The organism is Streptomyces sp. NBC_00210 (genome assembly GCF_045160975.1).
Classification (GTDB): Bacteria; Actinomycetota; Actinomycetes; order Streptomycetales; family Streptomycetaceae; genus Streptomyces.
This window is the reverse complement of sequence record NZ_CP108120.1, coordinates 2990348-3003238: the sequence shown is the minus strand read 5'-3', so window position 1 is coordinate 3003238 and position 12891 is coordinate 2990348. Positions and strand designations below refer to the sequence as shown.

14 protein-coding genes are annotated in these 12891 nt (G+C 71.0%); 8 read left to right on the top strand and 6 right to left on the bottom strand.

The annotated features are described in order from the left end of the window. Positions 1-54: 54 nt before the first annotated feature. Positions 55-456, bottom strand: a complete 402-nt coding sequence (locus OG729_RS13435; protein WP_360873467.1) for a CBS domain-containing protein — start codon at positions 454-456, stop codon at positions 55-57. Between the two features lie 173 nt (positions 457-629). Beyond that, entirely contained in the window at positions 630-1430 is an 801-nt protein-coding gene (gene hisN, locus OG729_RS13430; protein ID WP_360873464.1) for a histidinol-phosphatase, read from the bottom strand. Positions 1431-1581: 151 nt separating this feature from the next. On the opposite strand from hisN, the gene OG729_RS13425 reads away from it, so the two are divergent. Beyond that, positions 1582-2226, top strand: coding sequence for a TetR/AcrR family transcriptional regulator (locus OG729_RS13425; RefSeq protein ID WP_360873461.1), 645 nt, complete (start codon positions 1582-1584; stop codon positions 2224-2226). Here the strand turns inward: OG729_RS13425 and OG729_RS13420 are convergent. The 4 genes from OG729_RS13420 to OG729_RS13405 all read right to left on the bottom strand — a co-directional run bounded on the left by OG729_RS13420 (position 2192) and on the right by OG729_RS13405 (position 5910). Beyond that, on the bottom strand, positions 2192-2515 hold the full coding sequence (locus tag OG729_RS13420; RefSeq protein ID WP_360873691.1) for a multidrug efflux SMR transporter: 324 nt from the start codon (positions 2513-2515) through the stop codon (positions 2192-2194). The genes OG729_RS13425 and OG729_RS13420 overlap by 35 nt on opposite strands. Before the next feature lie 93 nt (positions 2516-2608). Beyond that, positions 2609-3622 (bottom strand): ribosome small subunit-dependent GTPase A, encoded by a 1014-nt coding sequence (gene rsgA / locus OG729_RS13415; RefSeq protein ID WP_405806205.1) that lies wholly within the window; start codon positions 3620-3622, stop codon positions 2609-2611. Positions 3623-3626: 4 nt separating this feature from the next. Then, positions 3627-4967, bottom strand: coding sequence for a 3-phosphoshikimate 1-carboxyvinyltransferase (gene aroA, locus OG729_RS13410; RefSeq protein ID WP_360873455.1), 1341 nt, complete (start codon positions 4965-4967; stop codon positions 3627-3629). 202 nt (positions 4968-5169) lie between these two features. Beyond that, complete coding sequence (locus OG729_RS13405; protein WP_360873452.1) at positions 5170-5910, bottom strand: M50 family metallopeptidase; 741 nt, start codon at positions 5908-5910, stop codon at positions 5170-5172. Between the two features lie 49 nt (positions 5911-5959). On the opposite strand from OG729_RS13405, the gene OG729_RS13400 reads away from it, so the two are divergent. The 7 genes from OG729_RS13400 to OG729_RS13370 all read left to right on the top strand — a co-directional run bounded on the left by OG729_RS13400 (position 5960) and on the right by OG729_RS13370 (position 12830). Continuing rightward, a complete protein-coding gene (locus OG729_RS13400; protein WP_405806203.1) occupies positions 5960-6775 on the top strand; it encodes an SOS response-associated peptidase in 816 nt (271 codons plus the stop codon). Between the two features lie 76 nt (positions 6776-6851). After that, the gene (locus tag OG729_RS13395; RefSeq protein WP_405806202.1) at positions 6852-7571 is read left to right on the top strand and encodes an alpha/beta family hydrolase; all 720 of its coding nucleotides are present in this window, start codon (positions 6852-6854) and stop codon (positions 7569-7571) included. Between the two features lie 237 nt (positions 7572-7808). Beyond that, positions 7809-8474: a sigma-70 family RNA polymerase sigma factor gene (locus OG729_RS13390; protein WP_360873443.1), complete on the top strand. Its 666-nt coding sequence runs from the start codon at positions 7809-7811 to the stop codon at positions 8472-8474. Further along, on the top strand, positions 8471-8761 hold the full coding sequence (gene rsrA, locus OG729_RS13385) for a mycothiol system anti-sigma-R factor (protein ID WP_360873441.1): 291 nt from the start codon (positions 8471-8473) through the stop codon (positions 8759-8761). Before OG729_RS13390 ends, rsrA begins: the two co-directional genes overlap by 4 nt. Before the next feature lie 156 nt (positions 8762-8917). Then, positions 8918-10237, top strand: coding sequence for an HD domain-containing phosphohydrolase (locus OG729_RS13380; RefSeq protein ID WP_360873438.1), 1320 nt, complete (start codon positions 8918-8920; stop codon positions 10235-10237). Between the two features lie 196 nt (positions 10238-10433). After that, complete coding sequence (locus OG729_RS13375; protein WP_360873435.1) at positions 10434-11723, top strand: HDOD domain-containing protein; 1290 nt, start codon at positions 10434-10436, stop codon at positions 11721-11723. Between the two features lie 105 nt (positions 11724-11828). Then, positions 11829-12830 (top strand): hypothetical protein, encoded by a 1002-nt coding sequence (locus OG729_RS13370; RefSeq protein ID WP_360873432.1) that lies wholly within the window; start codon positions 11829-11831, stop codon positions 12828-12830. The last annotated feature ends 61 nt before the right edge of the window (positions 12831-12891 follow it).

Below are 12891 nucleotides of genomic sequence, written 5' to 3'. Positions count from 1 at the left end.
ACCGGTTCCTGCGCGCCAAACCCGGTTCCTGCCTGCCAACCGGTTCTGTGTGAGCTAGCCGGCGAGCGTCGCCGGGTGCCGCCTCGCGGGGGCCCAGCAGCGGATGATGTCGCGTACGGAGACGATGCCCACGGGCCCGTCGCCGTCGAGCACGATCAGATGCCGGAAGCCGCCGTGTGTCATGGCCTCCGCGGCCTCCTCCAGGGTCCATGAAGGCGCGGCAAAGACGACGTCGGTGGTGGTGTGGGCGCCGGCGGTCTCCAGATCGGGGTCCTGCCCCGTACCCACCGAATTCAGGATGTCGCGCTCGGTCAGAATGCCGAGCCCGCCGGCGTCGGTGTCGAGGACGACGGCCGCGCCGACACGGCGCGCGGCCATCAGGCGGGCGGCCTGGCGGAGTGTGTGTGCGGGTCCGATGGTGAGGACCACCGTGCTCATGGCGTCACGGACGAGCATGGATGGAGCCACCTCCTTGGCGGATCGGTTGTTCGGGAACCGATTCACAAATTCACAAGTGGGGGGACTCTCAGAGTCGCAGCCCTTGGGGGCGGCAGCAAGAGGGCGCGCACGGTCGGTTGCGCGCCGGGTAAATGGGTGTATGTGCCCGTCAGTTGTTGACCGGCCACACGTCAGTAGCGCTGGTTGAGATAACCCAGCAGCTCGTCGTGGAGCAGACCGTTCGACGCGGCCGCATTTCCGCTGTGCGGACCCGGCCGTCCGTCCAGGCCGGTGAAGGATCCGCCCGCCTCCTGTACGACGATTGCCGTCGCCGCCATGTCCCACAGCGAGAGCTCCGGCTCGGCGCAGATGTCCACCGAACCCTCGGCGACCATCATGTACGGCCAGAAGTCGCCATAGCCGCGAGTGCGCCAGCAGGCCCGGGTCAGATCCAGGAACCCGTCGAGCCGCCCCTGCTCCTCCCAGCCGCTCAGCGAGGAGTACGCGAAGGAGGCATCCTGAACCCGGGAGACGTTGGAGACCCGCAGCCGGCTGGCCGAGCTGAGACTGCGCCCGGTGTACGCACCGCCGCCCTGCGCGGCCCACCAGCGGCGGCCCAGCGCCGGGGCGGACACCACCCCCACGACGGGCTGGTAGCCGCCCTCGCCCTGCACCATCAGCGAGATCAGCGTCGCCCAGACCGGTACCCCGCGCACATAGTTCTTGGTGCCGTCGATCGGGTCGATCACCCAGCGGCGCGGACCCGTGCCCTCGATGCCGTACTCCTCGCCGAGGATCGCGTCGCGCGGGCGCGCCCGCTGGAGCTGTCCGCGGATCAGCTCCTCCGCCGCCTTGTCGGCCTCGCTCACCGGAGTCATGTCCGGCTTGGTCTCGACCTTGAGGTCCAGCGCCTTGAACCGGTCCATCGTGGCGGCGTCGGCGGCGTCCGCGAGCACATGCGCAAGACGCAGATCGTCGTGGTAGTCGGGCATGGTCATCACTCTATCGGGGCTGAGTAAGGCCGTCCTGCGCCCCTGTGCGCCGCTGCTATTGACAGTGGATGGCGGCCCGTCAACTCTGAGCGCAGAGCCGCACGGCCCGGTGGGCGCACGGCCTGAGAGCCGCACGGCCTGGGAGGCGACGATGCCTACAGCGCGAGAGTCCTTGCTGAACGCCGCTCTCACGGCGCTCGCCGCACTGCCCTGGTCCGGGGTGCGGATGGTCGATGTCGCGTCCGCGGCCGGGGTCTCGCGGCAGACCCTCTACAACGAGTTCGGCAGCAAGGACGGCCTCGCCCGCGCGCTCGTGCGGCGCGAGGCCGATACGTTCCTGCATGGCGTCGAGCGGCTGATGGCCGAGCGGGCGAGAGCCGCGGACCGGCTGGTCTCGGTCGCCGAATGGACCGTGGGAGAGGCGCGGGCGAAACCACTGCTGCGGGCCCTGCTCACCGGCTGCTGGAGCGAACATCTGCCGGCGCCGCGGCCCGCGCGGCGCAACGCCGTGCTCTCCCAGGTGCCCGCCCAGCGCCGCGCGGACGCGGGGCTGCCGTCGCCGGGCGAGCTGGTCGCGGCCGTAAGGGACCGGGCGGTGGCCGCGCTGGAACACGGGCGCCGGGACAGCGGTCGTACGAAGGAGGAGTCGGCCGAGCTGGCGCACCGTTGCGAGCTGGTGGTGCGGCTCGCGCTCTCATATGTGATCGCGCCCGTCGGCGAGGGGGTCGGGGAGCTGGTGCGTACGGCCGTCACCGGAGCCGTCAGTGCGATGAGCCCGACAGCTGCAGACCGATGACGCCCATGATCACCAGCGCGATCGAGACAATCTTGAGGGTGGAGACCAAGTCGTCGAGGAAGACCATTCCGTAGATCGCGGTGCCCGCCGCGCCGATGCCGGTCCACACCGCATACGCGGGACCGACGTCGAGCTTCTTCAGGGAGAGCGTCAGCAGTCCGAAGCTGCCGAGGGCGAAAGCGGCGAATGCGATCGTCGGCCAGAGTCTGGTGAAACCGTGCGAGAGCTTGAGGCAGACGGCGAACCCCGTCTCAAGCAATCCGGCGACCACCACCAGCAGCCACGCCATGGTCTGTGCCTCCCGCATCAGTCGGTGACTGCTTCGTCGCACTTGGTGCGATTATGCACTTACCAGCAAGGGGGGACCGCAAACGTGCGCGAGTCAGTCGCCTTCGCGTCGCTCCCGCGTGGCCAGCAGCCGCCGCAGCGAATACAGCCGCGCCGGATCCGCATGCCCCTTGGCCACCCACTCGTCCAGCGCGCAGTCCGGCTCGTCATGACTGCACGCCCGCGGACAGCCCTCCGTACCCGGCACGAGATCGGGAAAGGCGAGGATCACCCGGGACGGATCGACATGGTGCAGACCGAAGGAACGCACGCCCGGAGTGTCGATCACCCAGCCGCCTTCGGCGTCGTTGAGCGGCAGGGCCAGCGCGGATGTGGTGGTGTGCCGGCCGCGGCCCGTGACCGCGTTGACCAGGCCGGTGCTCCGTCGGCGCTCCTTCGGTACGAGGGCGTTGACGAGGGTCGTCTTGCCGACGCCGGAGTGGCCGACGAACGCGGTGGTACGACCCTTGAGGTGCTCATGCACGCGCTCGGCCGCAACGCCGTCCACGAACTCGTCGCGGGTGGTGACCACATGAGGGACGCCGAGCGCGCCGTACATGTCAAGGAGCTTGTCCGGCGAGGCCAGATCCGACTTGGTCAGCACGAGAAGTGGCGTGAGTCCGCCGTCGTACGCCGCGACGATGCAGCGGTCGATCAGGCGCGGGCGGGGTTCGGGGTCGGCGAGCGCCGTCACGATCGCCAACTGGTCGGCGTTGGCGACGACCACGCGCTCGTACGGATCGTCGTCGTCGGCAGTCCGCCGCAGGACGGATTTCCGCTCCTCGATACGCACGATGCGGGCGAGGGTGTCCTTCTCGCCGGAGAGATCGCCGACGATCCCGACCCGGTCGCCGACCACCGCGGCCTTGCGGCCCAGCTCGCGGGCCTTCATCGCCATCACGACGCGATCGTCGACAAGACAGGTGAGCCGGCCGCGGTCGACTGTCAGGACCATGCCCTCGACCGCGTCCTCGTGCTTGGGGCGGATATTGGTCCGGGGGCGGTTGCCCTTGCGGTTGGGGCGGACGCGGATGTCGTCCTCGTCGGGGTTCTTGCCGTAGCGGCGCATCTCGTCAGGCCCCGAGCATTCCGGCCCACATCTGCGGGAAGTCGGGCAGGGTCTTGGCGGTCGTCGCCACGTTCTCGATCCGTACGCCCTCGACGGCCAGGCCGATGACCGATCCTGCGGTGGCCATGCGGTGGTCGTCGTACGTGTGGAAGATGCCGCCGTGCAGCGGGCGCGGGCGGATGTGCAGACCGTCGTCGGTCTCGGTGACATCGCCCCCGAGCTCGTTGATCTCCTTGGTCAGGGCCGCGAGGCGGTCCGTCTCGTGCAGGCGCAGATGGGCGACGCCGCGCAGCGTGGAGGGGGAGTCGGCCAGCGCCGCGACCGCCGCGATGCCGGGGGTCAGCTCGCCGACCTCGCCGAGGTCGACGTCGATGCCGTGGATACGACCCGTTCCGGTGAAAATCAGTCCGGCATCCGTCAGCTCGCAGGAACCGCCCATCTCGGTGAAGATCTCGCGCAGCGCGTCACCGGGCTGGGTGGTGCGCTCGGGCCAGTCGGGGATGGTGACCCGGCCGCCGGTGATCAGGGCCGCGGCGAGGAACGGCTGGGCGTTGGAGAGGTCGGGCTCGACGGTCAGATCGCGGCCGAGCAGGGCGGACGGGGAGACCCGCCAGACATTGGGCTCGCCGCCGGTCTCGGGCTCGTCGACCTGGGCGCCGACGGCGCGCAGCATGTCGACGGTCATCCGGATGTGCGGCATGGAGGGGAGCGTGCCGCCGATGTGCCGTACCTCGACGCCCTGGTTGAAGCGGGGCGCGGACAGCAGCAGGGCGGAGACGAACTGGGACGACGAGGAGGCGTCGATCTCGACCGCTCCGCCGTCGAGTGCGCCGCCGCCGAACACGGTCATCGGGAGCGCGCCACGTCCGTCGTCGTCGATACGGGCGCCGAGGACACGCAGGGCGTCGATCACGCCGTTCAGCGGGCGTTCGTACGAGCGGGGGTCACCGTCGAAGCGGATGGCGCCGTCCGCGAGGGCGGCGACGGGAGGCATGAAGCGCATCACCGTGCCCGCGTTGCCGACGTCAACCGTGGCGGGTCCGTGCAGGCCGGCGGGGATGACGCGCCAGGCCTCGCCCTCGCCGTCGTGGCTTCCCGCGACGGTGGAGCTGGACGACACCGTCTCCTCGATGCCGACGCCGAGCGCGCGCAGGGCCTCCGCCATCAGGAGGCTGTCTCGGGAGCGCAGCGGGCGGCGCAGCCAGCCGGGCTCGGCGGCGAGGGAGGCCAGCACCAGTGCACGGTTGGTGACCGATTTGGATCCGGGCACGGTGACCGTCGCTTCGACGGCCCCGGTCGCGTAGGGGGCGGGCCAGAGGGCGGGGTGCACGGAGCTTTCGGTCATGGCCATCACTTTAGTGGCTCGGTGGAGAGCCCGATCTTGATCAAATACGTCGAAATCGGGGCGTAACCATTGGGTGGTAGTGAGCTTCGGCGGAGCATCGTGGGCGTTTTCCGGCCGAGCTAGGGGCTGTCCGGTCGATCAGGCCGGATGAGTGGGGCGGGGCCGGTTGCGTGCAGGCCCTGGGGGCCGAACGGACGCAGAGCTAGAGGCCGAGCAGCCAGCGGCCGCCGCCGATCAGTGAGCAGATCGACACGGCGTGGAAGAGGAACAGCCACATCGCGGGCGGCACATGGGTCAGCCGGGAGAGCTGGTCGGCGTCCGAGTCGGGGGCCCCGCCGTGACGGCGCTTGGACTGAAGCTCGAAGGCCGGCCGTACGCCGCCGAGCAGCAGGAACCAGACGGCGGCGTAGGCGAAGCCGGCCTGCACGGCGGGTTCCGTCAGCCAGGAGACGAGGAGGAATGCGGCACCCGTGACGATCACGGTGAGTGCTCCGTAGGCATTGCGGATCATCACCAGCATCGCGATGAGCAGGGCGGTGGCCAGCCAGAGGAGCAGCGTGATGTGGTGCGCGGCGAGCAGGTATGCACCGCCGAGGCCGAGCAGCGGGGGCGCGGTGTAGCCGGCCGCGGCGGTCAGGATCATGCCGAGGCCGGTGGGCTTGCCCGCGCTGACGGTGAGACCGCTCGTGTCCGAGTGCAGCCGTATGCCGTCGAGCCGGCGGCCGGTCAGCAGGGCGACGAGACCGTGGCCGCCCTCGTGGGCGATCGTGACGGCGTTGCGTGAGATCCGCCATATCGGGTGGGGGGCCACGGCGGCGAGGGCGAGCAGGCCGGTGGCGATGACGAGCCACTTCTCGGGAACGGGCTGGGTGCCGAAGACGCGGTCCCAGAGGTCGCCGATGGAGGCGCTGCTGAGGGTGGTTGCGGGGTCGGTGCTGACCATTTCTCGGGCGGCTCCTCAGGCGTCGGGCGGAAGTGGCAGTGTGGCACTCATGTGCGGACGGTATGCAGCGAGTCGTAGGCCCGAGGATCTCGCGGGAGTCTTCGAGGTCGAGAAGTGGGAGCCGGAGGAGACGCTGGCGCCCGACTGGAACGTGGCCCCCACGAAGGAGGTCTATGCGATTCTCGAGCGCCCTGTGAAAGACGCTGACGATCAACGTCCGGTTCGCCAGCTGCGGGCGCTGAAGTGGGGGCTCGTGCCGTCGTGGGCGAAGTCGCCGGAGGGCGGCGCGCGGATGATCAACGCGCGGGCCGAGACGGTGCACGAGAAGCCGTCCTTCCGCAGGCCCTTCGTCTCCCGGCGCTGCATTCTGCCCGCGGACGGCTATTACGAGTGGGTGACCGGGTCCGGCGAGCGGGAGCTGGAGGTCGAGGGGAAGAAGAAGCGGCCGCGGAAGCAGCCTTACTTCGTGACGCCGGCGGACGGGTCGGTGTTCGCGATGGCGGGACTCTACGAGTTCTGGCGGGACCGGACGCTGCCGGACGACCATCCGCAGGCGTGGTGGGTGACCTGTTCGGTGATCACGACGGAGGCGGAGAAGGGGCCGCTGGGGGTGGCGCCGGCCGACGGGCCGCGGTCCCTGTCGGACATCCACCCGCGGATGCCGCTGATGCTGACGCCGGACCGGTGGGACGCGTGGCTGGACCCGTCGCGGACGGACCTGGAGGAGCTGCGGACGCTGCTGGTGCCGCCGCCGGAGGGGCTGATGAGGGCGTTTGCGGTGACGACGGCCGTGAGCAATGTGCGGAACAACGGGCCGGAGCTGCTGGAGGAACTGGCGGCACCGGAGGAGGGCACGCTGTTCTGACCGGCCTTGCCGCGGCGCCTGTGCTGACCGGCCTTGCCATCCGGCGCCCACCGCAGCGGCGCGGCAGGATGAAGGCGTGAGCCCCGTTGAGAAGCCGCAGCACGCACAGCACGCAGAGATCGTGGAGACGGACGCCGGTGAAGCCCGCGTCACCTGGGTGCTGGCCAAGCGCGCCCGGCTCGTCCTCGCCCTCAGCCATGGGGCCGGAGGCGGGATCGAGGCCCGGGACCTGCGGGCGATCGCCGACGCGCTGCCCGCGGACGGGGTCACCGTCGCCCTCGTCGAGCAGCCGTGGCGGGTCGCCGGCAAGAAGGTCGCCCCAGCGCCGAAGACGCTGGATGTCGGCTGGCGCGGGGTCTGGCCCGTACTGGAGAAGCCCGGGCTGCCCGTCGTCGCCGGCGGGCGCAGTGCCGGGGCCCGGGTCGCCTGCCGGACGGCGACGGCACTCGGGGCCGTCGGCGTGCTCGCGCTGAGTTTCCCGCTGCATCCGCCCGGCAGGCCCGAGAAGTCCCGCGCGGTCGAGCTCCTCGCCGCGGGCGTGCCCACCCTCGTCGTACAGGGCGGCAACGACCCGTTCGGGAAGCCCGAGGAGTTCCCGGAGGGGGAGTACGAACTCGTGGAAGTCCCTTACGGAGATCACGGCTTCGCCGTGCCCAAGCGCGCCGGGATCACGCCGGAGGAGACCCTCCGAGTGATCACGGACGCCGTGCGGACCTGGGCGCGAGGGCTACGGGGGAGTGCCGTGCCAGGGCACGCGAGCCCGGCAGGATCGGCCGGACAGGGCCTACGGGAATGAGGCGCGGGCGCGCACTGTTGTGGCCGATGTCGGGACGTGAAGTCACAGAGCATCGAGTAGGGAGTTCGTCGCATGGGTTCGACCATCTGCCCGAGCCGCGCGCACGCCGCTGACCTGGAGTGGACGGTGCTTTCCGCGGCCAAGACCGCCCCTGTTCGGGCGGCGGGCGGAGCGGATCGTCGTCTATCCTCCGATTCGAGCGGGTCCGCATTCGGGTTCGCCACATCGTTGGAGGAGGTGGGTCCGGTCACTGGGACCGACGCAGGGACCGACGACGGCCAGGCGGGGCAGTCCGAGGAGACGACTGCCGAGCGCAATGCCCGTTTCGAGCGGGACGCTCTCGGCTTCCTCGACCAGATGTACTCGGCTGCGCTGCGTATGACGCGCAACCCCGCCGATGCCGAGGATCTTGTGCAGGAGACGTATGCCAAGGCGTACGGATCCTTCCACCAGTTCCGCGAGGGCACGAACCTCAAGGCATGGCTGTACCGGATCCTCACGAACACCTTTATCAACTCGTACCGCAAGAAGCAGCGCGAGCCCCAGCGCAGCGCCGCCGAGGAGATCGAGGACTGGCAGCTCGCGCGCGCCGAGTCGCACATGTCGACCGGGCTGCGCTCCGCCGAGTCGCAGGCCCTCGACCACCTGCCCGATTCGGACGTCAAGGCAGCACTGCAGGCCATCCCCGAAGAGTTCCGTATCGCGGTCTATCTCGCCGACGTAGAGGGCTTTGCGTACAAGGAGATCGCGGACATCATGGGAACACCGATCGGGACGGTGATGTCCCGCCTGCACCGGGGCCGCCGTCAACTGCGTGGCATGCTCGAGGACTACGCCCGTGAGCGCGGGCTCGTCCCGGCCGGAGCGGGGGAGTCGAACGACGCGAAAGGCTCGGGCTCATGAGCTGCGGAGAGCCGCACGAGACGGACTGCTCAGAGGTCCTGGACCATCTCTATGAATTCCTCGACCGCGAGATGCCCGACAGCGACTGCACCAAGTTCGAAGTGCACTTCGAGGAGTGCTCTCCCTGCCTGGAAAAGTACGGGCTCGAGCAGGCCGTGAAGAAACTGGTCAAGCGGTGCTGCGGACACGACGACGTGCCGAGCGACTTGCGGGCCAAGGTCCTGGGGCGCATCGATCTGATCCGCTCCGGCCAGGCGGTGCCCGAGCAGGACATCGTCAAGGAGTAGCCGCTCTCGCACAGACGTACGGGGTGTGTCGTGGTTGTCACGGCACACCCTGTTCGTGTGTCACCCGTAGGTGCGAATAGCCGTCATCCTGCCGCCATGATTCACCCAACTCGCTAGCCTGACGCTCTATTTCAGGACAGGCGGGGAGGGCGGCCAGTGAGGGCCATTCCGGCGGCGGCACGCGTGTACATACTGTGCGCGGTGCTCTGTGCTGCGGCATGTGCGCTGCCCGCCCAGGGGGGCAATTGGGGCGCCGTGCTGCTGCTCGCCGGGCTCTACGCCACGTGCGAGCTGCCCGCCCGCTGCCGCTATGTCGGGAACTCCGTGCCGGTGGGCGCCGGTTCCTTCTTCCCCGTGCTGCTCGCCGCGGCGTTCCTGCTGCCGCCCGCCGTGGCCGTGTTCGTCGCCGTGCCCGGTGCGCTGCTGGGCCGGGTCGACCAGCGCCCCGGCGGCGTGCGGCGGATCTGGCGCGCCGCGCAGCTTGCGCTGGCGACCTGGGGCGCGGCGCAGGCGTACGCGCTCCTCGGCGGCGAACGGACCCTGCGTGCCCCGGACTTTCCGTACGCGCTGCTGCCCGCCGTGGCCGGGGCGCTCGCCTTCTGCCTGGTGCTGACCGCCCTCGACGGCGGCATACTCGCCGCCGCGGAACGGGTGCCGCTGCGGGCCGCCTGGCGCGGTCTGCTGCTGCGCTCGCCGGCGCCGCACTGTGTGCACGGGCTCGCCGGGCTGATGATGGCCGTGCTGTGGCGCAGTCCGTACGGGCCGCTGTCCGCGCTCTTCGTCCTGTTGCCGATGTACATCTCCTCCTGGATCTTCGCGCAGTACCACCGGGAGCGGGCGGCCCATCAGGCGACGATCCGCGCGCTGGTCCAGGCGGTCGACATCAAGGACGAGTACACGCGCGGGCACAGTGAGCGAGTGGGGCGGGCGTCCGTGCTCATCGCGCGTGAGCTGAGCATGGACGAGGGGCGGCTGGAAGTCCTCCGGTTCGCCGGGATCCTGCACGACGTGGGGAAGCTCGGGGTGCCGACGCGGGTGCTGCGCAAGGACGGGCCGCTGACGCCGCAGGAGCGGCGGGTGATCGAGCTGCATCCCGAGTACGGGCACGAGATGGTGCGGGGCATCGGATTCCTGGGGGAGGCGCGGGCGGCGATCCTGCACCACCACGAGCGGATGGACGGGAGCGGGTATCCGTACGGGCTCGTGGGGCGCCAGATCCCGGAGTTCGCGCGGGTGGTGGCGGTGGCGGACGCGTTCGACGCGATGACGTCGACGCGGTCGTACCGCCGGGCGCGGCCGGTGGCGGCGGCGCTGGAGGAGCTGAAGCGGTGCGCGGGGACGCAGTTCGACCCGCGGATGGTACGGGCGCTGGTGCGGGCGCTGGAGCGGCACGGGTGGGAGACGGCGGTGACGTCGGACGAACGGGAGCAGTGGGTGGGGGGCGTGCCGGCGCGGGCGGGGGGTCGGCCGCTGTGAGCGCGGGCATACGGGGCGCGGGCGGGTCTTACTCGCCTGCGACGTGCGCGGCGGCTTCGCGCCGCGGTGCTCCTCGGCCTGCGGCGGCCGGTGCGGCAGCTTCGCACTCCCTGAGCGGGCCCCCCGGGCCCTCGCCCGAGCGCGGCCCCGTCTCTCTATGCCGCATCGCACCCCGCCCTGCAGTCGGTGGCGTGTAATGGCCGGAGGTAGTGGCGGCATTCGCCGCGTCTACGGCGCCGCCGCCCTGGTTGCCGGTGTGGGGCTTGCGTGGACCCTGTGGCGTGGGGTTGATCAGCCCGGGAACGCCCTCGCGTTCGGTGCGTTCATCGCCGTCGGGGAGCTCGCCCGGTGGGGGTCGCAGCCCGGGGAGCGGGAGCCCGCGCCGCTCGGGGCCGCGGGGGCGTTGGCGTATGCGTTGCTCGGGGAGTGCGCGGGGCGGCCGACGTCGCACGGTGCCCTGCAGGTCGTCGCCGTCGTCGTCGCGGGTGTGCTCGTCGGGGCCGTCCCGCATGTGGCGCGGGGGCACGGGCCCGCGCTCGATCATGTGGCGCGGCGGGTGCTGACCGTCGGGTTCGCCGCGGCCTGCTTTCAACCGCTGTACACCTCGGGCGAGTTGGAGCGCAGAATCGGCCACGGTGCGTACTACGCGCTCTTCCTGCTTCTGCTGCTCGTCCTGACCGCCCTCTGCGACGCCGTACTCTCCGCCGCCATGCTGCGCGCCCGCACCCTCCCCCATAGCGCCAGGCGCATGGGAGGTACCCCCATTCCGTACGGACCCCTCCTGCGCGACGAGCTACGCGCCCTGCTCGGCATCGGCTCCGCCGTCTGCGCCACCGGTGCCGTGGTGGCCCTCTCCGTCGCCGTCGCCGGGCTCTGGGCGCTGCCCGTGTTCTGTCTACCGCTGCTGCTCACCCAGCTGTCCTTCCGGCGGTACGCCGCCGTGCGGACCACCTACCGGCAGACCATCGCCTCCCTCGCCCGCGCGACCGAGATAGCCGGGTACACCCAGCCGGGGCACGCCCACCGCGTAGCCGCGCTCGCCACCGCCGTGGGGCGCGAGCTGGGGCTCTCCGGGCCCGATCTGGCCGTGCTGGAGTACGCGGCGCTGATGCACGACATCGGGCAGCTCTCGCTCCTGGACCCGGTCCCGGAAGGGGCCACCGCGCTTCTCCCGGCCGCCGAGCAGCGGCGCATCGCTCTGCTGGGCGGCGCCGTCGTACGGCAGACCGGCGCCCCCGCAGCGGTCGCCGTCGTCGTCGAGCTGCAGGCCGACCCGTACCGCGACCAGCCGCTGCCCGCCCGGATTGTCCGCACCGTCAACGCATACGACGATCTCACCGGGGGAAGCGGAGGAACGGCGGGCGGGGCGCTCAGCGCACTCGAACAGCTGCGTCTCGGCACCGGGCACGACTATCAGCCAGAGGTCGTCGAATCGCTCGCCAGGGTCCTGGCCCGAGGCGGTCTGGCCCCGGTCCCGCCGGGGTAACCCATGAGTAATGAGCGAGCCTCCGACTCGGCATGGTTGGATGCGAATGAAGGCACAAGGACGTATCCGGGGGCAGTGACCCGAGCGAACCGGCAGGCAGGAATCGTGAGGATCTTCGGGAAGGTACGGCATCGGCCCTCCGCCTCGTGGCGGCAGGCCACCGACCGCGCGTTCACGCTGATCGGCGACGGCCGGTACGAGGACGCGGGCGCGTTGCTGACGCGCGCGGCGGACCTTGAGCCCTGGCTCTCCGAGTCCTGGTTCAACCTGGCGCTGCTGCACAAGTTCCGGCACGACTGGGAGCAGGCGCGCGCCGCGGGCCTGCGGGCCGTCGCGCTGCTCGACAAGGAGAGCGGTGCCCCCGACTGGTGGAACGTCGGCATCGCGGCCACCGCCCTGCAGGACTGGCCGCTGGCCCGCCGCGCCTGGCAGGCGTACGGACTCAAGGTCCCCGGGAGCCCCACCCGTGCCGGAGGCGGCGGGGGAGCCAACGGTGAGCCGGTCGGCATGGAGCTCGGCAGCGCTGCCGTACGGCTGTCGCCCGAGGGCGAGGCAGAGGTGGTCTGGGGTCGCAGGCTCGACCCGGCCCGGATAGAGGTGCTGTCCATCCCGCTGCCGTCCTCCGGACGCCGCTGGGGCGAGGTCGTCCTGCACGACGGTGTTCCGCACGGCGAGCGCATCACCAGCGCGGGCCCCTCGTACCCCGTCTTCGACGAGATCGAGCTCTGGGCGCCCTCACCCGTACCGACCTGGGTGGTCCTGCTGGAGGCCGCGACCGAGGCCGACCGGGACGCCCTTGAGCAGCTTGCTTCGGACGCCGGTTTCGCCGCCGAGGACTGGTCGTCGTCGGTGCGGCTGCTGTGCCGGGCCTGTTCCGAGAGCCGGATGCCGAGCGCCGAGGGCGAGGGCGAGCACCTCGACCCGCACGACCACAGCGAGCCGGGCCACCCGGGCCCACTGGGCCACCGCACCGAGGGCGATCTGTGGTCGCCGGAGCGCGAGTGCGGCCTCGCGGCGCCCGCCGGTCTGGTGCGCGGGCTGCTCGACGGCTGGGTCGCCGACAGCCCGGACTCCCGTGAGTGGCGGGATCTCGAGGAAGTCTGCTGACCCCTGCCCGTAGGCTGTACGGACACAGAGTGACCGGACACCGGGCATGCATCGGGTAGTG

Coding starts and splice junctions, on each gene's coding strand:
- rsrA (WP_360873441.1), top strand. CDS start 8,471: ATGAGCTGCGGAGAGCCGCACGAGACGGACTGCTCAGAGGTCCTGGAC.
- OG729_RS13375 (WP_360873435.1), top strand. CDS start 10,434: ATGGCCGGAGGTAGTGGCGGCATTCGCCGCGTCTACGGCGCCGCCGCC.
- hisN (WP_360873464.1), bottom strand. CDS start 1,430: ATGCCCGACTACCACGACGATCTGCGTCTTGCGCATGTGCTCGCGGAC.
- OG729_RS13405 (WP_360873452.1), bottom strand. CDS start 5,910: ATGGTCAGCACCGACCCCGCAACCACCCTCAGCAGCGCCTCCATCGGC.
- rsgA (WP_405806205.1), bottom strand. CDS start 3,622: ATGCGCCGCTACGGCAAGAACCCCGACGAGGACGACATCCGCGTCCGC.
- OG729_RS13400 (WP_405806203.1), top strand. CDS start 5,960: ATGTGCGGACGGTATGCAGCGAGTCGTAGGCCCGAGGATCTCGCGGGA.
- OG729_RS13420 (WP_360873691.1), bottom strand. CDS start 2,515: ATGGCGTGGCTGCTGGTGGTGGTCGCCGGATTGCTTGAGACGGGGTTC.
- OG729_RS13435 (WP_360873467.1), bottom strand. CDS start 456: ATGCTCGTCCGTGACGCCATGAGCACGGTGGTCCTCACCATCGGACCC.
- OG729_RS13425 (WP_360873461.1), top strand. CDS start 1,582: ATGCCTACAGCGCGAGAGTCCTTGCTGAACGCCGCTCTCACGGCGCTC.
- aroA (WP_360873455.1), bottom strand. CDS start 4,967: ATGACCGAAAGCTCCGTGCACCCCGCCCTCTGGCCCGCCCCCTACGCG.